Source organism: Salipiger bermudensis, from assembly GCF_020171625.1.
Classification (GTDB): domain Bacteria; phylum Pseudomonadota; class Alphaproteobacteria; order Rhodobacterales; family Rhodobacteraceae; genus Salipiger; species Salipiger bermudensis_B.
The window spans coordinates 420,361-445,833 of record NZ_JAIUZY010000001.1 but is presented as its reverse complement, the minus strand read 5'-3'; the positions used below and the strand labels follow the sequence as shown (position 1 = coordinate 445,833).

Below are 25,473 nucleotides of genomic sequence, written 5' to 3'. Positions count from 1 at the left end.
TCCTGGCACTCGGCTTCTGGACGGACAATGAACACGCCCTTCGACGATACACCGCGCAGGCGGGGCCTGCTGGCCTCCCTGCGCGCGAGCTTCCTGACAGGTCTGGTGGTGATCGCCCCCATCGGCCTGACGATCTGGCTCATCTGGACCATGTTCGGCTTCGTCGACGGGTTCGTGCTGCCGCTGATCCCGGACCAGTTCAACCCCGAGGCCTATATCGGCATCAACCTGCGCGGCCTCGGCGTGATCTTCTTTCTGGTGTTCACCATCCTCGTCGGCTGGGTCGCCAAGGGGCTGATCGGGCGGTCACTGATCCGCTTCGCCGAAAGCCTTGTCGAGCGCACGCCGGTGGTGCGCACGATCTATTCCGGCATCAAGCAGATCGCCGAGACCGTCTTTGCCCAGTCCGAGCGCAGCTTCGAGAAGGCCTGCCTCGTGCAATATCCCCGCAAGGGGATCTGGGCCGTCGGCTTCATCTCGACGCAGGCCAAGGGCGAGGTCGCGGAGCGCGCCGAGACGATGGGCGGGCTGACATCGGTCTTCGTGCCGACCACGCCGAACCCGACCTCGGGCTTCCTGCTGTTCTTCCCGGAAGAGGACGTGGTCGAGCTCGATATGAGCCTCGAGGATGCCGCCAAGCTGGTGATCTCGGCGGGTCTCGTCTATCCGCCCGAGCGTCCGGGCGAGAAACCCCGGGTCGAACCGGTGCGCAAGGCCTCCTGAGGGCGCGGGCCGCGGTAGTCTGTCTCACGGCGTGACAACTGGCACCATTTGTAAGAGCTGCGCCGCGCGTCGCCATGCGCATTTCTGAAGTCTGTCAGAACGCTCACGCTTATTTTCGGCACGGATTCATGGCCTGTGGCTCAGGCGCTCCGCGCCTTGGCCCGCGACCATCCACGGCACGCCCCCAAAACCCGAGGGCGCCTGCCACGGACGCCCCGCAAAGGCCCCCAAGGCGCCTGACCTCACGACTGCATCGGAGACGAGAACATCTTGCGCAGATCAGCGGTCTGGCGCACCCCGATCGCGTCGCCGTGCTCGCCGAGGAAGCTCCCCGCCGCGCGCCGACCGGCGGCCTTGAGCTGCGCCATCAGGCCCGGCAGCGGCACCATCTTGGTGGCCACCGAGAGCGCGTTCATCAAGCTGTCATCGGCGATCATGTGGACGCGCAGCTTCTTCATCGCCCCCTCGGCGACCGAGCCTGCCTCGATCAGGCGCTGCACGAACTCGATGGCGCGCAGTTCACGCAGAAGCGCCGCGTTGAAGCTGATCTCGTTGATCCGGTTCTGGATCTCCGGCGGCGTCACCGGCACCGCCTCGCGCACGATCGGGTTGATGTTGACGATCACCAGATCGTCCGGCAGCTCCGGCCGGAACAGCGGAAACAGCGCCGGGTTGCCGGAATAGCCGCCATCCCAGAAGGCCTCGGTGACGCCGGTTTCGGGATCGATCAGATCCACCGCCTGGAACAGCGTCGGCAGGCAGGCGGAGGCGAGGATCGCCTCGGGACAGAGCGTGTCGCCCGCGAACACCCGCACCTTGCCGTCGCGCACCGCCGTGGCCGACACGAAGAACGCAGGCCCCGCATCGGCGCAGATATCGGCGAACTCCATCCGGCGCAGGATGTCTTCCAGCGGGTTGCGATAGAGCGGCCCCCACGCATAGGGCGACAGCATCCGGCCCACGCTCTCGCCGGCGGCAAAGGGCAGCGAGTACTGCACCGCGCTGCTGACCGTGCCGGGATGCGGCAGCCACGCGTGCATCCATTCCGGAATCGAGATATCGCGCAGCCCCGAGACCTCGTTCCAGAGCCAGTCCAGCGTCTCGCGCGCGCCCTCGCGCCCGCCGCGCACCAGCCCGGCCTTCAGCGCCGCACCGTTGAGCGCCCCGGCCGAGGCGCCCGAGATCGCGGCGATCTCGAGATCCTCCACCTCGAGCAACCGGTCGAGCACACCCCAGGTGAAGGCGCCATGCGCGCCACCGCCCTGCAGCGCAAGGTTGATCCGCCGTGTCATCGCCGCCCCTTTCGTGCAACGCCCCTGTTTCTTCTGGCCCGAAATATCCCGGGGTGAATTGGCCGCAGGCCAAGAGGGGCAGCGCCCCTCCTCAATGCGGACCGCCGCCCCCGGAGCTCAGCGGCTCAGAGCGCCGTCCAGCCGCCGTCGACCGAGATCGTGGTGCCGGTGATCTGCGCCGCCGCGTCCGAGCACAGGAACACCGCCGTGCCGCCGATCTGCTCGGTGGTGGCGAACTCCTTCGAGGGCTGGCGCTCGAGGATGACCTTCTCGACCACCTCGTCCTCGCTCATGTCGTATTTCTTGGCCGTGTCCGGGATCTGCGCCTCGACCAGCGGCGTCCTGACATAGCCCGGGCAAATCGCGTTCGCGGTGATCGGCTCCTTGGCGGTCTCGAGCGCCACCACCTTTGTCATGCCAACCACCCCGTGCTTGGCGGCGACGTAGGCCGACTTGAAGGGCGAGGCGGTCAGACCGTGCGCCGAGGCGATGTTCACCACCCGGCCCCAGCCCGCCTGCCGCATCATCGGCAGCGCCGCGGCGGTGCAGTGAAAGGCCGAGTTCATGTTGATGGCGATGATTGCGTCCCATTTCTCGACCGGGAATTCGTCGATCGGCGAGACGTGCTGGATACCAGCATTGTTCACCAGGATATCGCAGGCCCCCGCGGCCTCGATCAGCGCGCGGCACTCGGCGCCCTTGGACATGTCTGCCTTGATATAGCGAGCGTCGACACCGAACTCCTTGCCGAGATCCTCGGCCAGCTTGTGGTCCTCGGCGCTGTCGGTGAAGGAATTCAGCACCACCGAGGCCCCGGCCCGCGCCAGTTCGCGCGCAACGCCAAGCCCGATGCCCGAATTCGAGCCGGTGATGATTGCGGTCTTGCCCTTGAGAGACATGTGAAACTCCTCGCTTTTCTCGCCCGCAGCATGGCCATGCTGCAGCTGCAAGATCAGCGAATACCGAAACGGGCCGGTCCGCAAGCGGGGGTTCACGCTTTCGCGAGCAAAACCGCCTTGCGCTCGACGCGAACAGGCCGCAAAAGCGCCGCACCAGTCGAGCTCGAAACCAAAAAAAACGCCGGCACAAGGCCGGCGTTCAGTCATTGAGGCAGGTTTCATACAGGCAAGAAACCTATCGAGCAGTGCCCTCTTTATACGCGCTTTACCGCTGGAGTCCAAGCTAAAAGTTTGAAAAGACGTGAAAGCCCCGGTACCGTCCGGGGCCAAGAAAACAAGGGCAGTGAGGGAGTGTTTCAGCAATGATGGCGGATTATTTCGCGCGCCGCACGGTCGGCGCACTGGCGCTCGGAGCGATTCTGGCCTGCGGTGGAATCGCCTCCGCCGAGCCTGCGCATGGCATAGCTATGTATGGCGAGCCTGCCCTGCCCCCAGATTTTGATCACCTGCCCTATGTGAACCCCGACGCGCCCAAGGGCGGTCGGCTGGTCACCGGCGAGACCGGCAGTTTCGACAGCCTCAATCCGCTCATCCTCAAGGGCTCGGTGCCCTGGCAACTCCGCTCGCTGGCCTATGAGAGCCTGATGGGCCGCAGCTGGGACGAGCCGTTCTCGCTCTATGGCCTGCTCGCAGAAACCATCGAGACGGGGCCGAATCGTGAATGGGTCGAATTCACCCTGCGCGACGAGGCCCGCTTCTCGGATGGCAGCCCCGTCACCGTCGAGGACGTGATGTGGAGCTACGAGACCGTCGCGACCGAGGGTCATCCGCGCTATCGCGGGGCATGGTCGCAGGTCGAGAGCATGGAGCAGACCGGCCCCAACAAGATCCGCTTCACCTTCACGAGCGACGATCGCGAACTGGCGCTGATCATCGGGCTGCGCCCGATCCTGAAGAAGGCGCAATGGGAGGGCCGCGATTTCGGCTCGAGCGGGCTCGACGTGGTGCCGATTACCACCGCGCCCTACGTCATCGACGATTTCGAGGCCGGGCGCTACGTCACGCTCAGGCGCAATCCCGATTATTGGGGCAAGGACCTGCCCTTCATGACCGGTCAGGCCAATCTCGACGAGATCCGAATGGAGTTCTTCGGCGACGGCACCGTGCAATTCGAGGCCTTCAAGGCCGGCGCCCTCAACGCCCTGCGCGAGAACAACGCCGAGAAATGGGAGACGCAGTACGATTTCCCGGCGGTGCAACGCGGCGACGTAGTGAAATCCGAAATCCCGCATGGCCGCCCGACCGGCATGACGGGCTTCGTGATGAACACCCGCCGCGGTGTCTTTGCCGACTGGCGGGTGCGCGCGGCGATGATCCATGCCTTCAACTTCGAGTACATCAACGAGACCATGACCGGCTCGCGCCAGCCGCGCATCACTTCGTATTTCTCCAACTCCGACCTCGCCATGAGCGAAGGCCCCGCCGAGGGCCGCGTGCGCGAGCTGCTCGAGCCCTTCGCCGACACGCTGCTGCCCGGTGCGCTCGAGGGCTACGCCCTGCCCGAGGGCGACGGCAGCGCCCGCAACCGCCGCAACATCGGCGCCGCGATGGGGATGATGGAAGAGGCCGGCTGGACCATCCAGGACGGCGTGATGAAGAACGCCAACGGGCAGCCCTTCCGGTTCGAGATTGTGCTCGACCAGGGCGCCGGCGAAGAGCAATCGATCATCGACATCTACGTGCAGGCGCTGCGGCGCATGGGCATCGCGCCTCGCGTCACCGTGATCGACGCCGCGCAGTACAACGAGCGTCTGAGCCGCTTCGATTTCGACATGACCTTCTTCCGCCGCGGCATTTCGCTCAGCCCCGGCAACGAGCAGCGCCTCTACTGGGGCTCGGAGGCGGCGATGCAGGACGGCTCGCGCAACCTGATGGGGATGCAGTCTCCGGCGGCGGACGCAATGATCGACACGCTGCTCAACGCCACCAGCCGCGAGGATTTCGTCGCCGCGTCACGCGCGCTCGACCGGGTCCTGACCACCGGGCGCTACGTGATCCCGATCTACCAGTGGAACGTCTCACGCATCGCCCATGCCAAGGAGCTGACCTATTCCGACCACATCCCCGTCTATGGCGACTGGACCGAGTGGATGCCGAACGCGTGGTGGTGGCAGGATCAGTGAAATCGGTGTAGGGTTGCGCCCGACCGGGCGACCGGATCAAACGACAAGCAAGACCAACAAGAACAAACGACGAGCAGACCCATGAAACAGGCACTTCTCATCGCCGCGCTGACGGCCACCCTCGGCGGCTGCGCCACCATCGACGGCGTCGGACAGGACATCTCCAACGGCGCACGCACTGTCGAAAGCTGGTTCTAATCGGCCGATCCGAACCTTTCGCCACCCGCGCCGCGCCTGCTTTCGGTTTGTCTGAAAGCAAGGGCGCGTCGCCAGAATGACGCGCGACCGCGTTCGGTTTGCGCCCAAAGCGCCCTCACCCGAGCTTCGTGGTCGGGCGCGTAACCTGTGCCGTCGTCTCATCCTCCGCCATAGCCGCTGAACGCGGCCTGCGCGGCATTGCGGGCCTCCCGGCTACCGGTGCCCCGTCAATGACGGGACCGGCTCTCTGGCACGGAGAGGCGCCCAGTCTCCACGACTAGCGTGCCCTGAACAGCCCCCCGAGGATGCCGCGCACGAGGCGCTTTCCGGTGGTGCCCGACAGCTCCTTGAGCACCGCCTGCCCCAGCGCCTCGCCGATGGAGTTCGGCGCGCTGTATCTGCTGGGGCGCGGTTTGCCGGTCGTCTTGCGTGCCGGCTTGGTGCGCGGCGTCGGATCGTAGCGCCGGGCGCGGTTGTACTCGCGCCCCTCCTCTTCGGCGTCGTCGGCCTCCGAGGCCTCGTCTTCGGTGCGCTCGGCCTCTCCGGCTGCCTGCGCGGCCCGGTCCCTGAGCATCTCGTACGCCGACCGCCGGTCGAGCGGCGTGTCGTATGTCTTCGCGAACCTCGACCCAGTCAGCACCTCTGCCCGCTCCTCGGGCGTGATCGGGCCAAGCTGTGACGCCGGCGGGCGGATCAGCGTCCGCTGCACGATGCCCGGCACGCCCTTCTCCTGCAGCATCGAGGTCACCGCCTCCCCGGTGCCGACCTCGCGGATCGCCACCTCGGTGTCGAAGGCGGGGTTCGGGCGGTAGGTCTCTGCGGCCTGCCGCAGCGCCTTCTTGTCCCGCGCGGTGAAGGCACGCAGCGCGTGCTGCACCCGGTTGCCGAGCTGGCCGAGCACGTCCTCGGGGATGTCGTCCGGGTTCTGGGTGATGAAATACACCCCTACGCCCTTGGAGCGGATCAGCCGAGCCACCTGCTCGACCTTGTCCACCAGCGCTTTCGGCGCGTCGTCGAACAGCAGATGCGCCTCGTCGAAAAAGAACACCAGTTTCGGCTTGTCGGGATTGCCGACCTCCGGCAACTCCTCGAACAGCTCCGACAGCAGCCAGAGCAGGAACGTGGCATAAAGCCGGGGCGCGCCCATCAGCGCGTCGGCGGCGAGGATGTTGACGTGCCCACGCCCGTCCGGGGCCTGCTGCATCAGGTCCGCCAGAGCCAGCGCCGGCTCGCCGAAGAGCCTGTCACCGCCTTCGTTCTCGAGCACCAGAAGCCGGCGCTGGATCGCACCGATCGAGGCGGTGGAGACGTTGCCGTAGCGCAGCGAAAGCTCCTTCGCGTTCTCACCGACCCAGACCAGCAGCGCCTGAAGATCCTTGAGATCGAGCAGCGGCAGGCCCTGTTCGTCCGACAGGCGGAAGGCGATGTTGAGCACCCCCTCCTGCGCGTCGGTCAACTCGAGCAGCCGCGCCAGCAGCAGCGGCCCCATCTCGGCCACGGTCGTGCGCACGGGATGGCCCTGCGCGCCGAACAGGTCCCAGAACACCGTAGGGAAGGCCTCGTAAGCGAAATCGTCGAACCCGATGGTGGCGTTGCGCGTAGCGAAGGCGTCATGCAGCTTGCCCTCGGCGTGGCCGGCCTTGGCGAGACCCGAGAGGTCGCCCTTCACATCGGCCAGGAAGACCGGCACGCCCGCCGCCGAGAAGCCTTCGGCGAGGATCTGCAGCGTCACCGTCTTGCCGGTGCCGGTGGCGCCCGCGATCAGCCCGTGGCGATTTGCGTATTTCAGCGCCAGATACTGTTTCTCGCCGTAGCCCTCCCCGCCACCGCCTAAAAAAACGCCACTTTCCATGCCGGACCTCCACGCGCGTGCGGTCCGAGCATACAATCTTAACCTTTTGACGCCAGTATCTTTTTTGCCCGGGGCATCATGTCCTCTCCTGCCTCGGGCGGACTTCCTCCCTGTCAGACTGGCCGCGCCCTCGGGCGCGGCCTTTTTATGCAATTGTGATCGCGCTGGCGTGAGAAAGCCTGTTGACCGTTTCACAAGAGTTTCGTAGCGTTCGGCCAATGACAAAGCCGGCCGGTCCGGCAGGGAGCAAGGGGGAAGGGACCATCTGGTCCCTTTTCTCTTTTGTTGCACCAACTTGCGGCTTCCCGCCATTGTGTCCGGGGCGCGGCAATTCCGGCCTGACACTGCGTCGGCGCCGTGATACTCGGACGAGGACGCATGACCATTCCGAGGGAGTTTCCATGACAAGACTGCATTCCGCCCTGTGGGCCCTGCCGCTCGTGGTTGGCCTGTCTGCCGCCCCGGCCTTCGCGCAGGACAACGCGCAGTCCTCCGAGACGCCGGCAGAACAGCCGGCTGAGCAGCCTGCCGAGCAGCCCGCAGACCAGTCCGACGCACAGCCGCAGACCTCCATCGGCGGTCCGCTGAGCACCGGCGAAACCGACACGCCCGGCAGCAAGCAGCCCGAGACCTACACCAAGTCGACCCACGGCGACTGGGAGGTGCAGTGCCTGCGCGTGCCCGAGGGCACCAACGCCGAGGACCCGTGCCAGATGTACCAGCTTCTCAAGGATGAGAACGGTGGTGACGTGGCCGAGGTCAGCGTGTTCCGTCTGCAGAATGGCGGCCAGGTCGTCGCCGGTGGCACCTTTGTCGTGCCGCTCGAGACCCTGCTGACCCAGAAGCTGTCGATCACCGTCGATGGCGGTCAGGCAAAGCGCTACGACTTCTCGTTCTGCACGCAGGTCGGCTGCTATGCGCGTGTGGGCTTCACCGCCGACGACGTGGCCCGATTCAAGGCCGGCAGCGCCGCAACGGTCGCCATCGTGCCCGCTCTGGCCCCGGACCAGCGGGTCGAGCTCGACATGTCGCTTTCGGGCTTCACCGCGGGCTTCGACGAGACCTCGAAGCTGCGCCAGTAACCGCTTTAAATCGTACACCGGATACGAAAGGGCCGCGGGACATCCCGCGGCCCTTTTTGCGTCAGGCATCGCTGGGTGGCTCAGGCCCGCCCCAGCCCCTCGAGCACCGCCTGCGCGGCGCGGTCGCCCGGATGCGGGCCACCGCGGCCCAGCCGCTCCATGGTCAGCGCCATCGCCTCGACCTGCGCCTGTGGCGCCGCCAGAACCGACAGCAGCGCCTCGGCGATGGGTGCCGGGCGGCAGGCCTTGCCGATGAACTCGGGCACGGCGCGGGTCTCGGAGACGAGATTCACCAGCGTCACGGTGTCGACCAGAAGCATCCGCCCGATGATCTCGCGCGAGAGCCAGCCCATATCGTAGGCCACCACCATCGGCGTGCCCGCGGCGGCCAGCTCGAGCGAGACGGTGCCGGAGGCGGCGAGCGCCACGTCGGCGGCGGCGAAGGCAGCGCGCTTCTCGGCGGCCATCTCCGCGCCCAGCTCGCGCGGATCGAGCACCAGCGGCGGCTCCGCCCAGCCTGCGCAGAGTTCCTCGACCATCGGCGCCACCGGCGCGGCGGCGGGCAGGACGATACGGATGTCCGGACGCTGCTGCTTGAGCCGCGCGACCACCTCGCCGAAAACCGGCGCCAGCCGCGAGACCTCGGAGCGGCGCGAGCCGGGCAGCATCAGCGCCACGGGCGCCTCGCCCAGGCTATGGCGATGGCGGAAGGCCGCGACATCGTCCGCACCGGCCTGCGGTTCGGTCACCACCGGGTGGCCGACGAAATCGCAGCGCATCCCGGCGGCTTCCATGTAGGGCGGCTCGAAGGGCAGCAGGGCCAGCACCTGATCGACATGGCGCGCCATCTTAATGGCGCGCTTCGGGCGCCACGCCCAGACCGTGGGCGCCACGTAATGCACCACGCGAATGTCGGAACGCGCCTTGACCAGCTCGGCCACGCGCAGCGAGAACTCCGGCAGGTCGACGGTGATCAGCACATCCGGCCGCGCGGCGATGATCGCCTCGGCGGTCTCGCGGATGCGGGCCTTGAGCTTGCCGTACTGGCGCAGGATCTCGGTGATCCCCATGACCGAGATCTCGTCCATGGGAAACAGGCTCTCGAGCCCCTGCCCGATCATCCGCTCGCCGCCGATGCCGGTGAACTGGACCTCGGGCACCCGCGCCCTGAGGCCCTCCATCAGAGCCGCGCCAAGCTTGTCGCCCGACGGCTCGCCTGCGGTGATATAGACCTTCATGCCTCGCGCTCCCGCACCCAGAGAAACAGCCCGGCAGCGTCGAGCGCCGCGACCATCGCGGCCCGGTCGAGCATCATCACGCCCCCCGCCGAGAGCACGATGCCCGAGAGCCCCGCGCGGATCGCCCCTTCGGCGGTGCGGGGCCCGACCACAGGCAGATCGGCGCGATGATCCTGCCCCGGCTTCTCGGCCTTGTAGAGAACGCCGCCCGCTGCCTCCCCAAGCGCGCCGATCATCGCATCGGTGCCGGCGTCGTCCTCGCGCGCCAGCACCGCGCCGTCGCGGATCACGCAGGCCTGTCCGAAATCGCATGCGCCCTGCTCGCGACTGACCTGATCGCCCAGCCGTGCCGCGGCGATGTCGGCGGCGCCGGGCTGCACCTGCGTCAGAACGCCGGAGGGCGGCAGAAGATCGGGGGCGGCCTCGTGGGCACCCACCACCTCGAAGCCCGCGCCCTCGAGCAGACCGATGACGATGCGCAGAGCGCCGTCGTCGCCGCGCTTCAGCGCGCGGCGGAAGGCCGGCAGCATCAGCACGGTGCGCCAGTCGAGTCGGGCCAGCCGGATCTCGGGGCGGGCGACACGGCCCACCATGCAGATCCGCGTGACGCCACGCTGCCGGAGCCAGTGCAGGAAGCTGCCCAGCGTCTCGATCCGGAAGCTGCGATCCACCGCAAGCCCCTTGGGCATGTGCGGCTCGAGCGCGCAGATCAGAGGGCGCTCCGGGCAGGCGTCGGCCACCGCGCGGGGCAAGGCGCCCTGCCCTGCGATCAGCGCCAACATGCGCTCAGCCCGGGGTCAGGAAATGACGATCGCTGTCGCCGAGGATGAAGTCGACGATCTCGCGCACCTGCTCGCTCTGGGTCTCGTCCCCGAGCCGCTTGGCGCGGTCGGCAAACGCCCCCTCACCCTGCGACAGCATCTGGAACGCAGCACGCAGCGCGGTGATGTCGGCCCGGCTGACGCCGCGGCGCTTGAGGCCAACGAGGTTCAACCCGTCGAGCTTGCCGCGCGGGGCCTGCACGAGGCCGTAGGGGATCACGTCGTTGGTGACCATGGTCACCGCGCCGATGATCGCGCCCTGCCCGATCCGCACCCACTGGTGCACGCCGGACAGACCGCCGACGATGACGTCGTCGGAGATCACGCAATGCCCCGCGACGGCGGAGTTGTTGACGAGGATCACCCGGTCGCCAAGCTGCACGTCATGCGCCACGTGGCAGCCGGCCATGAACAGGCCGTCATCGCCGACGCGGGTCACCCCGCCACCGCCCTCGGTGCCGGAATTCATCGTGACATGCTCGCGGATGCGGTTGCGCTTGCCAATCACGAGGCGGGTGCTCTCGCCGCGGAACTTGAGGTCCTGCGGGATCTCGCCGATGACCGCGAATGGGAACACCACGGTGTCCTCGCCGATCTCGGTCTTGCCGGTGACGACGACGTGGGATTTCAGCTCGACGCGCGGGCCGAGCACCACCTCGGGGCCGACATGGCAGAACGGGCCGATGATGCAGCCCTCGCCGATCTGCGCCCCGTCCTCGACGATGGCGCCGGGATGGATCTGCGTCCCGGTCACGTCGGCAGGTCCATAATCGCGGTGAACTCGACCTCGCAGGCCATCTCGCCCTCGACCTCGGCCACGCCACCGAACTTCCAGACCTTGCCGCCGGGCTTGCCGCGCAACGTGGTGAGGTTCATCCGGAGCTGATCGCCGGGCACCACCATGCGGCGGAACTTGCACTTGTCGATGGCCATGAAATAGACCTTCAGGTCCTTGTCGGCGAGATCGAGCGCGGTGCCCACCATCACGGCGGCGGTCTGCGCCATGGCCTCGGCGATGGTGACGCCCGGCATGATCGGCTGACCCGGAAAGTGGCCCTGGAAATGCGGCTCGTTCATGGTGACGTTCTTGATGCCAACCGCCGATTTGTAGCCGTCGATCTCGATCACCCGGTCCACCAGAAGGAACGGGTACCGGTGCGGAAGAATGCGCTGGATCAGCTGGATATCCGCGGTGAGCAACGTGTCGGTCATTGTGTTTTCCTGTCGATCTGTTGCCCCGTGACTAGCAACAGCCGCGTAAGGGGGCAAGCCCGGGGCCGGATCAGGGCTGCTCGGGGCCCTCGGGCGCCTCGGAGCCGTCGCCGATCTCGGCGTCGATCCGCGCAATGGCCACGTCGGTGATGTCGATGACGTCGGCGGCGAGAAACAGCGAGCGTTTCTCGAGGATCACCACCGCCCCGGCCTCGCGCATGATCTGCTCGATCACCGGCTCGGCGGCGGCGATGAAGTCGCGGCGGTACTTTTCGGACAGCTCTGCGACGGTGCGGGCCTTCGCGTCCTGTTCGCGCCGCAGGCCCTGCACCTTCTGGTCGAACGCATCCGCAAGCGCCCGGAACTCCATCGGGTCGATCTTGCCACGCTTCTCGGTGAGGTCGCGCTCCTCCTCGGTCAACTCGGCTTCGATGCGGCGGTTCTCGGCGGCGATCTCGGCGCCTTCCTCTTCGAGCAGCTCCGCCGCCCGCTTGCCATAGGCGCTCTCGGCGAACAGCCGGTCGAACTCCACGGTTAGAAAGTCGCTTTCGACGATGCCGGGATCCGCGCCCTGAGCGGACGCGGACCCGGCGGCCAGTGCTAGGCCGAGCGCGAGGGCAAGAGACCTCAGAGCCCGGACCATCTCAGAACTCGGTCGAGACGGTCAGGCTGAAGTTCTGTTCGCGGTCCTCGTCTTCCTTGACGAGGGGGCGCGAGAAGTTCAGCCGGAGCGGGCCGAGCGCCGAGTCCCAGAACACCGAGAAGCCGATCACGTGACGCAGGCTGAAATCCTCGTAGAGGATGTCGTTCGACGTCGTGGAGGTGGTCGCACTATCGAGCCCCCAGACCGAGCCCATGTCGTAGAACAGGCCGCCGCTGATGCCGTACTCGTCCGGCAGACCAATCGGGAATTCCGCTTCGAGCCGCATCACGGCGAAGTAGTTACCGCCGAGAGAGTCGTTCACGTCCGCGGCGTCGTTGTATTCCCGCGGGCCGATGCCGCCGTACTCGAAGCCACGCAGCGTGGAGTCGCTCAGACGGAAACGGTCGGTGACGCGGCTGCGACCGCTGGTGTAGTTCAGCGCACCGGCCTCGAACGAGGCCCGCAGCGTGACGTCCTCGTTCCAGACCCGTTGCTGGGCCACGGCGCGAAGGTTGGTCTCGATGAAGCTGGTGTCGCCGCCAAGACCGCCGAAGTCCTGACCGAACTCGAGCAGCACGCCCGCGTTGGGATCGAGGCCGTCGCGCCGGGTGTCCCAGCTCAGAGTGTAGCCAAGGCTGCTGTCCCAGCGCGCGCCGAGCTCTTCCTCGGCGCGGATGATCTGGCCGGCATCGTTATCGTCGCTGTTGAGAATGTCGCTGTATTCCAGCGTGTAGTTCAGGCTGAGACGACCAAATTCCGAGATCGGGAAGCCGATGCTCGGGCGCAGGAAGCCGCGTTCGGTGTCGAACTCGGAGTATTCCTGTTCCGTCGCCCGGTAGCTGGCGCCAAGGCCGAAGGTCAGGTCACGACCAAGGAAGCGCGGCTCGACGAAGTTGAACGAGTAGTTGTTGTTCGTCGACGCGGTGCCGATGCTGGCGGACAGACGCTGCCCGCGGCCAAGGAAGTTGCGCTCGCTGAACGACAGCGACACGCCAAGGCCGTTCGAGGTCGAGTAGGAGCCGCCAAAGCCGATCGAGCCGGTCGGTTGCTCCTCGACGTTCACGTCGATGATCACCTGCTGCGGCGTGCTGCCTTCGCGGGCGTTCACTTCGGCGTCGGCGAAGTATCCCAGCGCGCGGATGCGCTCGGCGGATTGCCGGATGGCGCGCGGATTGAACGGATCGCCCTCGACCGTGTCGAATTGCCGCCGGACCACGCGGTCCAGCGTGGTGGTGTTGCCCTCGATGTCGATGCGCTCGACGAAGATGCGCTCGCCGCGGGTCAGCTCGAAGGTCACGTCGAGGGTCTGGGTGCGGTCGTTCCGCGTGACGCGCGGATTGACCTGCACGAAGGTCAGGCCTTCCTGCACGCCGAGCCGCTCGAGCCGCGCAATCTCGTTCTCGACCGTGGAGGGCGAGTACGTCTGGCCCGACTTCATCTTGATGGCGTCGCGGAACAAGGCGGTATCGACCTCGGGCAGATCGGATTGCACGCTGATGCGACCGATGTCGAACTGCTGGCCTTCCTCGACGTTGAAGGTCACGAAATACGCGTCGCGCTCAGAGGCCAGCTCGGCATTGACGCCGGTGATGCGGAAGTCGACATAGCCGCGCGAGGCGTAGAAATCCTGCAGCAGCTGACGGTCGAACTCGATCCGGTCGGCGATGAAGGTATCGGCGGTGATGATCGCGCGTAGAAGGCCGGCCTGCTTGGTCTGAAGCACGCCGCGCAGACGGCGGTCGCTGAACTCGGTGTTGCCGACGAAGGCGATGCGCTCGATCTCGGTCACGCCGCCCTCGAAGACCTCGTAGACCAGATCGACGCGGTTGTCGGAGCGCCGGATCAGCTTGGGCGTCACCCGCGCCGAGATGCGGCCCTGCTGGGTGTAGGCCTCGGCGATGGCGTTGGCGTCCTGCTCTGCCGCACTCGGGCTGTAGACCCGACGCGGCTGCGCGCTGACGATGGCGGCGAGATCTTCGTCCTTGATCCGGCGGTTGCCCTCAAAGGCAATGCGGTTGATCGTCGGATACTCGGTGACGCGGATCACCAGCGTGTTGCCCTGCGGCACGATCTCGACGGTTTCGAACAGGCCCGATTCCACGATGCGCTGATACGCCGCGTTCAGCTCACCGCCAGAAACCGGCGCGCCGCGCTCGATGCCGGCATAGCTGAGGATGGTGCCCGCCTCGATCCGTTGGTTGCCCTCGATCGAAACATTGCTGAACGAAAACGTCTGGGCTTGGGCCGGCACCGGAAGCGCCGTGAAAGCCACTGATATCGCGACAGAAAGCGCCGCTAGCGAGCTGCCAAACTTAAGGTTGCGCGCGCCACGCAGGAGGCTGGCCCCTGTAAGCCCTTGGGTCATCCTTCAATCCACTCCGCCTTTATTTTTCAACGTGAGTATCGGGATTGAAGGACCTTGTCAAAAGCCGAAACGGGCTGTTTTCAGAGTGATCCCAGAAAGGCGCCGAGATACAGCGCGCCCGCAATCGCGAGGACGCTGAGAAGCCGGTCCAGGTTGATCATGACGAGCAGCCCGAGGCTGCGATATCCGGTGTGAAGCGTGTGCATGGTGGTCGAGCCGGTGTCCAGACGTTGGTTTCCGGACCGCTTCTAGTCACGCATTGCGGCTGATTTGGGGCAAGGCCCGCACGAAACCGCGGCGTCGCGGTTCGTGCGGAAGGCCGCCCTCAGGGGCAGAACAGGTCGTTGGTCAGCGCAAAGGTCATCAGCGACAGGATCAGCACGAGGCCGATGGACATCAGCACGTTCAGCGCCTTGTCCGAGGGCGGCTTGCCGGTCACCGCCTCCCAGGCGTGAAACACCAGATGGCCGCCGTCGAGCACCGGCACCGGGAACAGGTTCAGAAGGCCCACCGCGGTGGACAGCACCGCGATGAAGGTGATGAAGCTCTGCCCGCCCTGGCTCGCCATCGCGCCGCTGGTCTGGGCGATCCCGATCGGGCCCGACAGGTTGCACGACGAGATGTTGCCGACCACCATGTTCCACAGCCCCGAGAGCGAGCCCGAGATGATGTCGCCGGTGCGCTGCACGCCGCCCCAGACCGCATCGATCGGGCCGATCATGCTGGTCGCAGGCTCGAAGGCCATCCCGCCGACGATGCCGATGCGGTAGACGGTGTGATAGCCGCCCTCGGGCAGCGGCTCATCGGTGCGCTTGGGGGGCATCTCGAGCTCGAGCGTCTCGCCCTCGCGCCAGACCGTGAGCGCCAGCGGTGCGCCCTCGGAACCCTCGACCTTTTCCTTGAGCTGCTCGAAGGCGAAGGCCGGCTCGCCGTCAATCTCGAGGATGATGTCCCCCGGCTCGAGCCCGGCCTCGTAGGCGGCCGAGCGCGGCACGATCTGGGTGGCCAGCGGCGGATAGACATACGGCCCGTCGACCTCGATCTGCGCGCCGTCGCGCGAAACGGTGTAAGGCAGCACCGGTTCGTGCGGCAGGGACTGCATGAAGTTCTCGAACCCCTCGGGGTCGTCGAAGGACGGCATCGGCGCGCCGTTGATGGCAAGGATCTCGTCGCCTTCGCGCAGCTCCTGCGCCACCGGAAGCGCCCGCAGGTCGCCCACGGTGAAGGGCTCGGTCACCCTGCCCTGCACCATGAAAAGCCCGGTGAAGATCAGGATCGTCAGCGCGAAGTTGAACACCGGACCGGCGGCCACGGTTGCGGCGCGCGCCCAGAGCGGCGCGCCGTTCATCGTGCGCCGGCGCTCGGCCTCTGACATCTGCGCGAGGCTGTCGGGATCGGCGCCGCCGCTGGCATTGGCGTCGCCCTTGAACTTGACGTAGCCGCCGAACGGCAGCGCCGCGATCTGCCACTTGGTGCCGCGCTTGTCATAGCGCGAATAGATCACCGGCCCGAAGCCGAGCGAGAACACATCCGCGTCGATCCCTGACCAGCGCCCGACGATGTAGTGGCCGTATTCATGGATGGCCACGATCACCGAAAGCGCCACCACGAAGGCGATGAGCGTATAGATCACGCCTCCGAATTGCGGCATCAGCTGCGCTAGGTCCAAAAGCTCTACCTCTCGTTTATTTTCATGATCTCGTCCGCGGTCCTCCGGGCGAGATGGTCAGCCGCGCGCACGTTATCAAGACTGATCCCGACCGCGAGCAGGCTGGAACGGGCCGACACACGCTGAAGTGTTTCCTCGACCACCTCGGCCATCTGCTGAAAGCCGATGCGCTTTGCGATGAAGGCGTCGAGGGCGCGCTCCTTGGCGGCGTTGAACACCGCGCCCGACAGCCCGCCCGCCTGCATCACCTCGCGCGCCAGCCGCAGCGCCGGCCAGCGCGTCTCGCAGGCCGCGCGGAAGGTGAACTGCCCCATCTTCACGAGGTCGAGCCGCTCCACGGGGAGCGCGCAACGGCGCGGGTGGTGCAGCGCAAAGCCGATGGCGTGGCGCATGTCGGGCGGGCCCACATGCGCCATCAGCGCGCCGTCGTTGAAGCCCACCAGGGCGTGGATCATCGATTCAGGATGCACCAGCACCTCGATGAGCCCCGGGTCGATGTCGAAGAATTCCTTGGTCTCGATCAGCTCGAGCGCCTTGTTGAACATCGAGGCACTGTCGATAGTGATGCGCTGGCCCATGTCCCAGTTGGGATGGGTTGCGGCCTGCTCTGGCGTTGCCGTCGCCAGCTTCTCGAGCGGCCAGTCGCGGAAGGCGCCGCCGCTGGCGGTGATGATGACCCGCTCGACCGCGCTCAGATCCTCGCCGATCAGGGCCTGAAAGACCGCCGAATGCTCGCTGTCGACCGGCAGCACCGCGCCGCCATGGGCGCGCGCTGTCTGCATCACCAGCGGGCCGGCGCAGACCATGCTTTCCTTGTTGGCGAGCGCCAGCGTCGCGCCCTGCTCGAGCGCCGCCAGCCCCGGCGGCAGCCCGGCCGCGCCGACGATGGCGGACATCACCCAGTCCGCGGGGCGGTGCGCCGCCTCGACCAGCGCGGTCTCGCCCGCCGCCGCCTCGACACCGCTGCCCGACAGCCGCTCCCGCAGTTCCGGCAGCAGCGCCTCGTCGGCGGTGACGGCGATCTCTGCCCGCAGCGCGATGGCATCCTCGGCCAGTTGCGCCACGTTTCGCCCGCCCGTCAGCGCCACCACGTGGTAGGCCTCGGGGTCGCGCTTGATCAGGTCGATGGTGTTCTGCCCGATGGAGCCGGTGGCCCCGAAAATCGAGATCCGTCTCATTCAAGCCCCGGCGGGAAGTCCACGATCTGCCCCGCGATCAGCAGGAACAGCGCCGCGCCGAGCATTCCGTCGAAGCGGTCGAGCAAGCCGCCATGGCCCGGCAGAAGGGTCGAGCTGTCCTTGACCCCGGCCCGGCGCTTGATCGTGCTTTCGGCCATGTCGCCGATCTGGCTCGCCATCGAGATCGCGATCGAGATCCCCATGAGGCCAAGCCCTGCATGGGCGGTACCGGCAAAGACCAGCCCGACCACCGCCGAACCGACCCAGCCCGCCACCGCGCCAGACCATGTCTTTTTCGGGCTTACGCGCGGCCAGAGCTTCGGACCGCCGATCAGGCGTCCGGCGAAGTACCCGCCGACATCGGTGATGACCACCACGCAGACCAGCCAGAGCAACCACACGAGGCCGAAATCGGCACGCAGCTTCATGAAACCGTAACCGGCGAGCAATATCATCGCGGTGAAGACGGCATAAGTCACCCCGCCGCGCTCCATCCGCCCGAACCCTGCCATCGACGGCAGCAGCAGAAGCGGCAGGGCGAAGGCTGGCGGCAGGTAGGGTGTGGCCAGCGCGCAAAGCCCCGCCACGATGCCGAGGATGTTGGCAGACTTGTCGCGCGCGGTGTCCACCATGCGCACAAGCTCCCACACCATGATTCCGCAGGCGAGCGAGATAAAGGCCCGCCACGCGAGCCCGCCGATCCACACCGCCGCCATCGCCAGCGCGATGAGCACCGCCGCCGAGAGCACCCGGGGCTTGAGGTCCGTCCAACGTGAGCTGTTCATGCCTTCACTCCTCCGTATCGCCGTTCACGCGAGCCGTAGGCGCTCACGAGGGAGCCGAACTCTTCGGCACTGAAATCGGGCCAGAGCGTGTCGACGAATTCGTATTCCGCATAGGCCGACTGCCACAGCAGGAAGTTCGAGATTCGCGCCTCGCCGCTGGTGCGGATCACCAGGTCGGGATCGGGCAGCACGCAGGTGTCGAGATATTTCGGCAGCGTCTCTTCGTCGACACTGGCCGGGTCGAGCCGCCCCGCCGCCACGTCCTCGGCAAGCCGCTTGGTGGCGCGGGCCACCTCGTCGCGGCCGCCGTAATTGATCGCGATGGTGAGGTTCACCCCGGTGCAGCCGGCGGTGAGCTGCTCGAGCTCGTCCATCAGCGTCACCAGCTTCTTGTCGAGCCGAACCCGGTCACCGATGAAGCGCACCCGCACGTTCTCGCCGAGAAGCGAGCGCGCTTCCTTGGTGATGTAGCGCCGGAACAGGCTCATCAGCCCCGCGACCTCGGTCTGGGTGCGCTTCCAGTTCTCGGTGGAGAAGGCGAAGATCGTCACATAGCCGACGCCCAGGTCCGGGCAGGCCTCGACGATCTCGCGCACCCGCTTGGCCCCGGCATGGTGGCCGAACAGCCGCGGACGGCCCCGGCGCTGTGCCCAGCGGCCGTTGCCATCCATGATGATCGCCACATGACGCGGACCGGCGCCATCTCGGATCGGTTTGGGCATGGTCGGCCCCTCCCTTTGCCTCTGGCGCCGTCGGTCGCGCTCAGACCTGCATGATCTCTTCCTGCTTGGTCTCGAGCGCCTGATCGACCTTCTTGATATAGGAGTCGGTCAGCTCTTGCACCTCGGACTCCCAGAACTTCTGGTCGTCTTCCGACATGCCGTCGGCCTTGGCCTTCTTGATCTGGTCCATGCCGTCGCGGCGCACGTTGCGCACCGAGACGCGGGCGTGCTCGGCATATTGGCCGGCGACCTTGCCCAGCTCGCGGCGGCGCTCTTCGTTCAGCTCGGGGATCGGCAGCATGATGATGGTGCCGTTCATCTGGGGGTTGATCCCAAGGCCCGACTCGCGGATCGCCTTTTCGACCTTGTTCACCATGCCCTTGTCCCAGACATTGATGGTGACCATGCGCGGCTCTGGCACGTTCACCGTGCCGACCTGGTTGATCGGCGTCATCTGGCCATAGGCTTCGACCTGCACCGGCTCGAGCATCGAGGCCGAGGCGCGGCCGGTACGAAGCGAGGCGAATTCGGTGCGCAGGTTCGCCATGGCGCCATCCATGCGGCGCTTCAGATCGTCGGTATCGAGTTCGAAATCTTCTGACATGTTGGTCTGCCCGCTCAGGTGTTTTTCGTTCCGACCGCTTTCTAAGGCAGGAAACTTGGGATGTATAGCGGTTTGCGGACACGGCCCTGCCCGCGGCCCCCCTCTCTTGACTTGGCCGCGGCCCGGTGAAAGCGTCCCGCAAACAATGCAGCGCCCACAAGAAGGAGAGCCGCTTGCCGCGTCCCCATTCCACCTTCGTCGTCATCGGTCTCGGCGCGTTCGGCAGCACCGTCGCGCAGGAACTCGCGCGGTTCGGAAACCATGTCATGGGCGTCGATATCGACGAGAAGCTCGTGGCGCGCATGGCCGAAACCCTCAACGCCACGGCGATCCTCGACACCACCGACGAGACTGCCATGCGCGAGGCCGGGATCGACCAGTACGACGTGGCGCTCTGCGCCATCGGGTCCGACATCCAGTCGAGCATCCTGACCACGATGAACCTGCGGCTGCTCGGGCTGGACCGGATCTGGGTCAAGGCGGCCAACCGCACGCATCACCGAATCCTGTCGAAACTCGGCGCCGACCGGGTGATCCTGCCGGAGCAGGAGATGGGCCGTCACACGGCGCAGATGCTGAACAACCCGGCGATGAAGGACTATGTCAGCCTCGGCAACGGCTACAGCGTCGTCAACATCCTGCTGCCCGAGCGCCTTGACGGCGCGCCGATCGAGGACCTCAATCTCAAGGAGCGCCCCGACCTGCGGCTCCTGGGCCTGATGCGCGGCACCGAGTTCCGCGACTGCTCCACCCCCACCGCGACCCTGCAGAAGGACGACCGTCTGCTGCTGCTGGGCAAACGCGGCGACCTGCGCGCCTTCGGCGAAGAGCTCTGATCCCATGGCATTCGGCCTCACTGCCTCGCGGCAACGCTTCGCGCGCCGGCTGCTGCGTGTGCCGCCCCCGCTGGCGCTCGCGGCGCTCTATCTCGGCTTCACCGTGCTGGGCGCGGTCTGCTTCAAGCTGCCGGGCGCAACGCTGATCCCGATCACGTGGTCCGAGGCCTTCTTCACCGCCACCTCCGCGGTAACGGTGACGGGGCTGGCCGTGATCGACCCGGTGGGCGCCTATACCGTGTTCGGCGAGGCGGTGCTGATGGTGCTGATCCAGCTTGGCGGGCTGGGACTGATGACCTTCGCGGTGCTGGTGCTCGCGGCGCTGCGGGTGCCGGTGGGACTGACCGGGCAGATCTTCCTGCGCGAAGAGCTGAACCAGAGCTCGCTGCACCGGCTGATGCGGCTGGTGAAGCGGATCTTCCAGGTGGTGCTGATCTGCGAGCTTGTGGGGGCCGCGCTGCTGGCGCTGAGTTTCGTGCCGATGCTCGGCCTCGGACGCGGGCTCTGGGTGGCGCTGTTCCATTCCGTCTCGGCCTTCAACAACGCCGGCTTCTCGACCTTCTCTCCCGGGCTCGTGCCCTTCGCCGCCGACCCGCTGGTGAACCTCGTGGTCCCCCTGCTCTTCATCGTGGGGGGCATCGGCTACGTGGTGATCGACGATGTCGCCCGGCTGCGCCGCTGGTCGCGCTTTTCGCTGCACACGAAGATCATGCTGACCGGCAGTGCTGCGCTCATCCTCTGGGGCTGGGGCGCCTTCGCGGCGCTGGAATGGCACAACCCCGCGACGCTGGCGCAGTTCGACAGCCCCTGGGTGCGGATCATGGTGGCGTGGTTTCAGGGCGTGACGCCGCGCACCGCCGGGTTCAACACCGTCGACGTGGCGGGGATGCATGACAGCACCTCGCTCATGGTGATCTCGCTGATGCTGATCGGCGGCGGGCCGACCTCGACCGCCGGCGGCATCAAGGTGACGACCTTCGTGGTCATGTGCCTCGCCACGGTGGCCTTCTTCCAGCGCCGCACCCAGCTCAACGCCTTCGGACGCTCGATCAGCCTGACGGAGGTGCTCAAGGTCATGGCGCTCACCGCGATCAGCGTGGTGCTGGTGTTCATCGGCGTGTTCATCCTCAGCGCCACGCAGGAGGGGCATTTCCTCGACGTCTGCTTCGAGGTCGCCTCGGCCTTCGGCACGGTCGGGCTGTCGCGCGGCTTTACCGGTGACCTGACCGAGCCGGGCCGCGTGGTGATCATGACGATCATGTTCCTCGGCCGCGTGGGCCCGCTGACGCTGGGCTATTTCCTTGCCACCCGCTCCGTACCGCGCGTGCGCTTCCCCGAGGGCCGCATCCATCTCGGCTGAGGGACCGGGCTGCGCCCTTGCTAGGCGCGGCCCTGCTTGCTCGGCCGGTCGGGAGCTGCGCCTTGCAGAAAGAAGAGGGGGGCTCAGCCCCCTCTTGGCGCTTTGCGCCAATTCACCCCCGAGGTATTTTCAAACCAAAGAAGCCAGGAGCTCTGTGCCCCTGGCTTCTCTTCGTCAAAAATACTCCCGCCGGAGGCGTCCGACCGTGCCGCCTGCGCAGCGCCGGGATCAACAGCGCGCCGGGACGGCCCTTAGCCGCTGACGCGCGTATACGTGCCCTGCCCGGCAAGGATGCCGCGGAAGCCGCCCGGCTCGTCGAGCGAGAAGACGATGATCGGCAGGCTGTTGTCGCGGGCCAGGGCGATCGCCGAGGCGTCCATCACCTTGAGGTTCTTCACCAGCACGTCGTCATAGCTGACGTCGTCGTAACGCACCGCGTCGGCGTGCTTTACGGGATCCTTGTCGTAGACGCCGTCGACCTTGGTGCCCTTGAAGATCGCCTCGCAGGCCATCTCGTTGGCACGCAGCGTGGCGGCGGTGTCGGTGGTGAAATAGGGGTTACCGGTGCCCGCGGCGAAGATGCACACCCGCTTCTTCTCGAGGTGGCGCACGGCGCGGCGGCGGATGTAGGGCTCCGCCACCTCGTCCATGCGGATGGCCGAGATCACCCGCGTGAACACGCCCAGCTCCTCGAGCGCCGACTGCATCGCCAGCGCGTTCATCACCGTGGCAAGCATCCCCATGTAGTCGGCGGTGGTGCGCTCCATCCCCTGCGCCGAGCCGGCCAGTCCGCGGAAGATGTTGCCGCCGCCAATCACCATACAGATCTCGACGCCCATGTCGTGCACGCTCTTCACCTCGCGGGCGATGCGTTCGACAGTGGGCGGGTTGAGGCCGTAGCCCTGCTCTCCCATCAACGCCTCCCCGGAGATTTTCAGCAGGACGCGTTTGAAGGTGGTCTGCGGTGCCTCGGCCATGTTGAACTCCGTCGCTGAGAGGGGATAGGTTGGGCGCCATATGTGGCGGAAAACCCGCGCCGCTGCAATGGCGCAGGATGTGGAGACGACGTGGTGAGCGAGGCCGGCCTGGCAGACACAGTTGCGCGTCTCGCGCCAGACCCGGACCGCCCGGTCCTGATCGCCGGACCGACCGCCAGCGGCAAGTCCGCTCTGGCGGTCGAGATTGCCGCGCGACAGGGCGGGGTCATCGTCAACGCCGATGCGATCCAGGTGTTTTCCGACTGGCGGGTGCTCACCGCGCGGCCCTCTTCCGAAGAAGAAGCGCAGGCGCCGCACCGGCTTTACGGTCACGTTCCGGGCAGCGAGACCTATTCCGTGGGGCAGTGGCTGAGGGATCTTGCGCCGATTCTCGACGGCGGCGAGCGGCCGATCATCGTCGGCGGGACCGGGCTCTATTTCGCGGCCATGACCGAGGGGCTGGCCGAGATCCCCGCGACCCCGCCGGGGATTCGCGCCGAGGCCATGGCGCGGCTGGAGGCGGGGGCGCTTGCGCCCATGGTGGCCGAACTCGACCCCGAGACCCGCGGGCGCATCGACACGAGGAACCCCATGCGGGTGCAGCGCGCCTGGGAGGTCCTGCGCGCCACGGGACGCGGACTGGCCCGGTGGCAGGAGGAGACCCCTGCCCCGATGCTGCCGCTCGCGCGCTGTCAGCCGATCCTCTTCGATGCGCCCAAGGACTGGCTCACGCCGCGAATCGAGCGGCGGTTCGACAAGATGATTCGCGGCGGCGCGCTCGACGAGGCCCGCGCCAACCTCGCCACGTGGTCGCCGGAGCTGCCCTCGGCCAAGGCGATCGGTGCCGCCGAACTGATGGCACATCTGCGCGGTGAGATCTCGCTGGCGGAGGCATCGGAGCGGGCCACGGTTCTCACGCGGCAATTCGCAAAGCGCCAGCGCAGCTGGTTCCGCGCCCGGATGCGCGACTGGCCGCAGATCGCCCCCGCCGAAGCCGGTGCCTGAGAGCAGCCGGCCCGCGCAAGGCGAAGCCCTCCGTGTCTGCGCCTTGAGCAGGCTGGTTCTGGAAAATCCTTGCCCCCTCCCGCGCATATGAGGTTTGATCTGCGCGAAGGACACTGCCGGTGCGGCAGGAAAGGACCGACATGACCAAGACCGGCGAGCCCCGGAAGACGCATCCCGCGGCAGAGCTTTACGCGCGCGAGCTGGCAGAGGGCCTGATCGGACGGCGCGAGTTCCTAACCCGGGTCACCGGCCTTGGTCTTGGCGTCGGCGCCGCTTATGCGCTGGGCGGTCTGGGCACGCCCGCGCAGGCCGAGGAGGCACCGGCGGCGGGGCCGGACACCTCGGACGCCCTGCGCATCCAGATGGAGGTGCGCCCGCTCAAGGATCCGCGCACCGCTGACTGGTCCGAGATCGCCAACATCACCCGCGGCTGGCTGGAATACCTCGTGGAGTACAACCGCGACGGCTCGGTCCGCGGCATGCTGCTCGAGCGCTGGGACGTCAACGACGACGCCACCGAATACGTGCTGCACATCCGCCCCGGCGTGACGTGGACCACCGGAGACGCGTTCACCGCCGCCGACGTCGTGCGCCTGTTCGAGTACTGGTGCGACCGCGAGGTCGCGGGCAACTCGATGGCCGGTCGCCTCACGACGTTGGTGGATCGCGAGACCGGCAAGCTGCTCGACGGCGCGGTGACCGAGATTGACCCGCTCACCGTGCGCCTGACCCTGCCGAAGCCCGACGTGGCGCTGATCGTCGGGCTCTCCGACTATCCCGCGGCGGTGGTTCATGCCAGCCACGATCCCGAGCAGATGCTCGAGAACCCTGTGGGCACCGGGCCCTACCTGCCCGAAAGCCTCGTACCGGGCGAACGTGCGGTTCTGGTCCGCAACCGCGCGCATGACTGGTGGGGCGATCACGCCGAGGGCTTCGGCGGCGCCACGCTCGAGCGCATCGAGTTTCTCGACTACGGCACCGACCCCGCCGTCTGGCTCGCCGCCGCCGAGGCCGGCGAGGTCGACATGCTCTACGAGAATATCGGCCGGTTCATCGCCCTCGGCGACGCGCTGGGATGGGAGCGCTCCGAGGTCGTGACCGGCGCCACCGTGGTGCTGCGCGGCAACCAGACCGCACTGGTCGGGGGCAAGGCCCCCTATGCCGACAGGCGCGTCCGCCGGGCGCTGCAGCTCGCCATCGACAATGCGTTCTGCCTCGAATACGGCCATGCCGATCTGGGCGTGGTGGCCGAGAACCACCACGTCGCGCCGGTCCATCCTGATTACGCCGAGGTCGGTGGTACGCCCTATGACCCCGAGGCAGCGGTGGCGCTTCTCGAAGAGGCCGGGATGCTGGCATTCGAGCACGATCTCGTCACGCTCGACGACGGTCTGGCCCGGCGCACCGGAGAGGCCTGCGCGGCACTGCTCCGGGACGCCGGGATCAAGGTCAAGCACACCGTCCTGCCCGGGTCGCGCTTCTGGAGTGACTGGAAGAGCTATCCGCTGTCGATCACCGAATGGAACCATCGGCCACTGGGCATCCAGGTGCTGGCGCTGGCCTACCGCTCGGGCGAGTCGTGGAACGAGACCGGCTATGCCAACCCCGCCTTCGACGCGCTGGTGGCCGAGGCGCTGGCCATCGCCGACAACACGGCGCGGCGCGATGTCATGGCGCGGATCGAGCGGCTGCTTCAGGAGGATGCGGTCATCGTTCAGCCGTTCTGGCGCTCGCTCTACCGCCATTATCGCCCCGGCGTCACCGGGGCCGAGATGCACCCGGCCTTCGAGATCCATCTCTACAAGCTCGGCCTCACCGAGAGTTGAGCG

The 25,473-nt window shown here is 67.0% G+C and carries 24 protein-coding genes; 8 read left to right on the top strand and 16 right to left on the bottom strand.

The window, feature by feature from the left end; all coding sequences use genetic code 11:
• Positions 1-27 precede the first annotated feature (27 nt).
• Positions 28-723 carry a DUF502 domain-containing protein gene (locus LCM15_RS02075; RefSeq protein ID WP_224852571.1) on the top strand — a complete coding sequence of 232 codons (696 nt, stop codon included), beginning with the start codon at positions 28-30 and terminating at the stop codon, positions 721-723.
• Positions 724-965: 242 nt separating this feature from the next.
• Here LCM15_RS02075 and LCM15_RS02070 read toward each other — a convergent pair whose 3' ends face one another.
• Positions 966-2,015 (bottom strand): patatin-like phospholipase family protein, encoded by a 1,050-nt coding sequence (locus tag LCM15_RS02070; RefSeq protein WP_224852570.1) that lies wholly within the window; start codon positions 2,013-2,015, stop codon positions 966-968.
• Between the two features lie 125 nt (positions 2,016-2,140).
• Positions 2,141-2,914: a 3-hydroxybutyrate dehydrogenase gene (locus tag LCM15_RS02065; RefSeq protein ID WP_224852569.1), complete on the bottom strand. Its 774-nt coding sequence runs from the start codon at positions 2,912-2,914 to the stop codon at positions 2,141-2,143.
• Between the two features lie 362 nt (positions 2,915-3,276).
• Between LCM15_RS02065 and LCM15_RS02060 the strand changes: the two genes are divergently transcribed.
• Together LCM15_RS02060 and LCM15_RS02055 are read left to right on the top strand one after the other, a co-directional pair.
• A complete protein-coding gene (locus tag LCM15_RS02060; protein WP_224852568.1) occupies positions 3,277-5,097 on the top strand; it encodes an extracellular solute-binding protein in 1,821 nt (606 codons plus the stop codon).
• 81 nt (positions 5,098-5,178) lie between these two features.
• On the top strand, positions 5,179-5,295 hold the full coding sequence (locus LCM15_RS02055; RefSeq protein ID WP_224852567.1) for an entericidin EcnA/B family protein: 117 nt from the start codon (positions 5,179-5,181) through the stop codon (positions 5,293-5,295).
• 277 nt (positions 5,296-5,572) lie between these two features.
• Here LCM15_RS02055 and LCM15_RS02050 read toward each other — a convergent pair whose 3' ends face one another.
• Positions 5,573-7,147 (bottom strand): helicase HerA-like domain-containing protein, encoded by a 1,575-nt coding sequence (locus LCM15_RS02050; RefSeq protein WP_224852566.1) that lies wholly within the window; start codon positions 7,145-7,147, stop codon positions 5,573-5,575.
• Positions 7,148-7,548: 401 nt separating this feature from the next.
• Between LCM15_RS02050 and LCM15_RS02045 the strand changes: the two genes are divergently transcribed.
• Positions 7,549-8,229 (top strand): invasion associated locus B family protein, encoded by a 681-nt coding sequence (locus LCM15_RS02045; RefSeq protein WP_224852565.1) that lies wholly within the window; start codon positions 7,549-7,551, stop codon positions 8,227-8,229.
• 80 nt (positions 8,230-8,309) lie between these two features.
• On the opposite strand, the gene lpxB is transcribed toward LCM15_RS02045, so the two are convergent.
• From lpxB to frr, 12 genes are all read right to left on the bottom strand, one after another.
• The gene (gene lpxB, locus LCM15_RS02040) at positions 8,310-9,467 is read right to left on the bottom strand and encodes a lipid-A-disaccharide synthase (protein WP_224852564.1); all 1,158 of its coding nucleotides are present in this window, start codon (positions 9,465-9,467) and stop codon (positions 8,310-8,312) included.
• A complete protein-coding gene (locus LCM15_RS02035) occupies positions 9,464-10,249 on the bottom strand; it encodes an LpxI family protein (RefSeq protein WP_224852563.1) in 786 nt (261 codons plus the stop codon). The genes lpxB and LCM15_RS02035 overlap by 4 nt, the downstream gene beginning before the upstream one ends.
• Before the next feature lie 4 nt (positions 10,250-10,253).
• Entirely contained in the window at positions 10,254-11,042 is a 789-nt protein-coding gene (gene lpxA, locus LCM15_RS02030; RefSeq protein ID WP_224852562.1) for an acyl-ACP--UDP-N-acetylglucosamine O-acyltransferase, read from the bottom strand.
• Positions 11,039-11,500, bottom strand: coding sequence for a 3-hydroxyacyl-ACP dehydratase FabZ (gene fabZ, locus LCM15_RS02025; RefSeq protein ID WP_224852561.1), 462 nt, complete (start codon positions 11,498-11,500; stop codon positions 11,039-11,041). The genes lpxA and fabZ overlap by 4 nt, the downstream gene beginning before the upstream one ends.
• A 70-nt stretch (positions 11,501-11,570) precedes the next feature.
• Positions 11,571-12,143, bottom strand: a complete 573-nt coding sequence (locus LCM15_RS02020) for an OmpH family outer membrane protein (protein WP_224852560.1) — start codon at positions 12,141-12,143, stop codon at positions 11,571-11,573.
• Position 12,144: 1 nt separating this feature from the next.
• Positions 12,145-14,508 (bottom strand): outer membrane protein assembly factor BamA, encoded by a 2,364-nt coding sequence (gene bamA / locus LCM15_RS02015; RefSeq protein WP_224852559.1) that lies wholly within the window; start codon positions 14,506-14,508, stop codon positions 12,145-12,147.
• A gap of 80 nt (positions 14,509-14,588) precedes the next feature.
• Complete coding sequence (locus LCM15_RS22735; RefSeq protein ID WP_263619528.1) at positions 14,589-14,714, bottom strand: hypothetical protein; 126 nt, start codon at positions 14,712-14,714, stop codon at positions 14,589-14,591.
• A gap of 119 nt (positions 14,715-14,833) precedes the next feature.
• Positions 14,834-16,177, bottom strand: coding sequence for an RIP metalloprotease RseP (gene rseP / locus LCM15_RS02010; protein ID WP_224852558.1), 1,344 nt, complete (start codon positions 16,175-16,177; stop codon positions 14,834-14,836).
• A 5-nt stretch (positions 16,178-16,182) separates the two neighbouring features.
• Positions 16,183-17,355: a 1-deoxy-D-xylulose-5-phosphate reductoisomerase gene (gene dxr / locus LCM15_RS02005; protein ID WP_224852557.1), complete on the bottom strand. Its 1,173-nt coding sequence runs from the start codon at positions 17,353-17,355 to the stop codon at positions 16,183-16,185.
• Positions 17,352-18,140, bottom strand: a complete 789-nt coding sequence (locus tag LCM15_RS02000; protein WP_224852556.1) for a phosphatidate cytidylyltransferase — start codon at positions 18,138-18,140, stop codon at positions 17,352-17,354. The genes dxr and LCM15_RS02000 overlap by 4 nt, the downstream gene beginning before the upstream one ends.
• Positions 18,137-18,862, bottom strand: coding sequence for an isoprenyl transferase (locus tag LCM15_RS01995; protein WP_224852555.1), 726 nt, complete (start codon positions 18,860-18,862; stop codon positions 18,137-18,139). The genes LCM15_RS02000 and LCM15_RS01995 overlap by 4 nt, the downstream gene beginning before the upstream one ends.
• A gap of 40 nt (positions 18,863-18,902) precedes the next feature.
• A complete protein-coding gene (gene frr / locus LCM15_RS01990) occupies positions 18,903-19,466 on the bottom strand; it encodes a ribosome recycling factor (protein ID WP_224852554.1) in 564 nt (187 codons plus the stop codon).
• Positions 19,467-19,639: 173 nt separating this feature from the next.
• Between frr and LCM15_RS01985 the strand changes: the two genes are divergently transcribed.
• Both LCM15_RS01985 and LCM15_RS01980 read left to right on the top strand, forming a co-directional pair.
• Positions 19,640-20,302 carry a potassium channel family protein gene (locus tag LCM15_RS01985; protein WP_224852553.1) on the top strand — a complete coding sequence of 221 codons (663 nt, stop codon included), beginning with the start codon at positions 19,640-19,642 and terminating at the stop codon, positions 20,300-20,302.
• 4 nt (positions 20,303-20,306) lie between these two features.
• Complete coding sequence (locus LCM15_RS01980; protein WP_224852552.1) at positions 20,307-21,662, top strand: TrkH family potassium uptake protein; 1,356 nt, start codon at positions 20,307-20,309, stop codon at positions 21,660-21,662.
• Positions 21,663-21,913: 251 nt separating this feature from the next.
• Here the strand turns inward: LCM15_RS01980 and pyrH are convergent, their stop codons facing one another.
• The gene (gene pyrH, locus LCM15_RS01975) at positions 21,914-22,639 is read right to left on the bottom strand and encodes a UMP kinase (protein WP_224852551.1); all 726 of its coding nucleotides are present in this window, start codon (positions 22,637-22,639) and stop codon (positions 21,914-21,916) included.
• Positions 22,640-22,729: 90 nt separating this feature from the next.
• Between pyrH and miaA the strand changes: the two genes are divergently transcribed.
• Both miaA and LCM15_RS01965 read left to right on the top strand, forming a co-directional pair.
• Entirely contained in the window at positions 22,730-23,644 is a 915-nt protein-coding gene (gene miaA, locus LCM15_RS01970) for a tRNA (adenosine(37)-N6)-dimethylallyltransferase MiaA (RefSeq protein ID WP_224852550.1), read from the top strand.
• Between the two features lie 140 nt (positions 23,645-23,784).
• Positions 23,785-25,470, top strand: a complete 1,686-nt coding sequence (locus LCM15_RS01965) for an ABC transporter substrate-binding protein (protein ID WP_224852549.1) — start codon at positions 23,785-23,787, stop codon at positions 25,468-25,470.
• The last annotated feature ends 3 nt before the right edge of the window (positions 25,471-25,473 follow it).

Coding starts and splice junctions, on each gene's coding strand:
- LCM15_RS02070 (WP_224852570.1), bottom strand. CDS start 2,015: ATGACACGGCGGATCAACCTTGCGCTGCAGGGCGGTGGCGCGCATGGC.
- LCM15_RS02050 (WP_224852566.1), bottom strand. CDS start 7,147: ATGGAAAGTGGCGTTTTTTTAGGCGGTGGCGGGGAGGGCTACGGCGAG.
- LCM15_RS01995 (WP_224852555.1), bottom strand. CDS start 18,862: ATGCCCAAACCGATCCGAGATGGCGCCGGTCCGCGTCATGTGGCGATC.
- dxr (WP_224852557.1), bottom strand. CDS start 17,355: ATGAGACGGATCTCGATTTTCGGGGCCACCGGCTCCATCGGGCAGAAC.
- bamA (WP_224852559.1), bottom strand. CDS start 14,508: ATGACCCAAGGGCTTACAGGGGCCAGCCTCCTGCGTGGCGCGCGCAAC.
- LCM15_RS01980 (WP_224852552.1), top strand. CDS start 20,307: ATGGCATTCGGCCTCACTGCCTCGCGGCAACGCTTCGCGCGCCGGCTG.
- LCM15_RS02020 (WP_224852560.1), bottom strand. CDS start 12,143: ATGGTCCGGGCTCTGAGGTCTCTTGCCCTCGCGCTCGGCCTAGCACTG.
- pyrH (WP_224852551.1), bottom strand. CDS start 22,639: ATGGCCGAGGCACCGCAGACCACCTTCAAACGCGTCCTGCTGAAAATC.
- LCM15_RS02035 (WP_224852563.1), bottom strand. CDS start 10,249: ATGTTGGCGCTGATCGCAGGGCAGGGCGCCTTGCCCCGCGCGGTGGCC.
- LCM15_RS02000 (WP_224852556.1), bottom strand. CDS start 18,140: ATGAACAGCTCACGTTGGACGGACCTCAAGCCCCGGGTGCTCTCGGCG.
- LCM15_RS01965 (WP_224852549.1), top strand. CDS start 23,785: ATGACCAAGACCGGCGAGCCCCGGAAGACGCATCCCGCGGCAGAGCTT.
- LCM15_RS02055 (WP_224852567.1), top strand. CDS start 5,179: ATGAAACAGGCACTTCTCATCGCCGCGCTGACGGCCACCCTCGGCGGC.
- lpxB (WP_224852564.1), bottom strand. CDS start 9,467: ATGAAGGTCTATATCACCGCAGGCGAGCCGTCGGGCGACAAGCTTGGC.
- LCM15_RS22735 (WP_263619528.1), bottom strand. CDS start 14,714: ATGCACACGCTTCACACCGGATATCGCAGCCTCGGGCTGCTCGTCATG.
- LCM15_RS02075 (WP_224852571.1), top strand. CDS start 28: ATGAACACGCCCTTCGACGATACACCGCGCAGGCGGGGCCTGCTGGCC.
- frr (WP_224852554.1), bottom strand. CDS start 19,466: ATGTCAGAAGATTTCGAACTCGATACCGACGATCTGAAGCGCCGCATG.
- LCM15_RS02065 (WP_224852569.1), bottom strand. CDS start 2,914: ATGTCTCTCAAGGGCAAGACCGCAATCATCACCGGCTCGAATTCGGGC.
- LCM15_RS02060 (WP_224852568.1), top strand. CDS start 3,277: ATGATGGCGGATTATTTCGCGCGCCGCACGGTCGGCGCACTGGCGCTC.
- LCM15_RS02045 (WP_224852565.1), top strand. CDS start 7,549: ATGACAAGACTGCATTCCGCCCTGTGGGCCCTGCCGCTCGTGGTTGGC.
- fabZ (WP_224852561.1), bottom strand. CDS start 11,500: ATGACCGACACGTTGCTCACCGCGGATATCCAGCTGATCCAGCGCATT.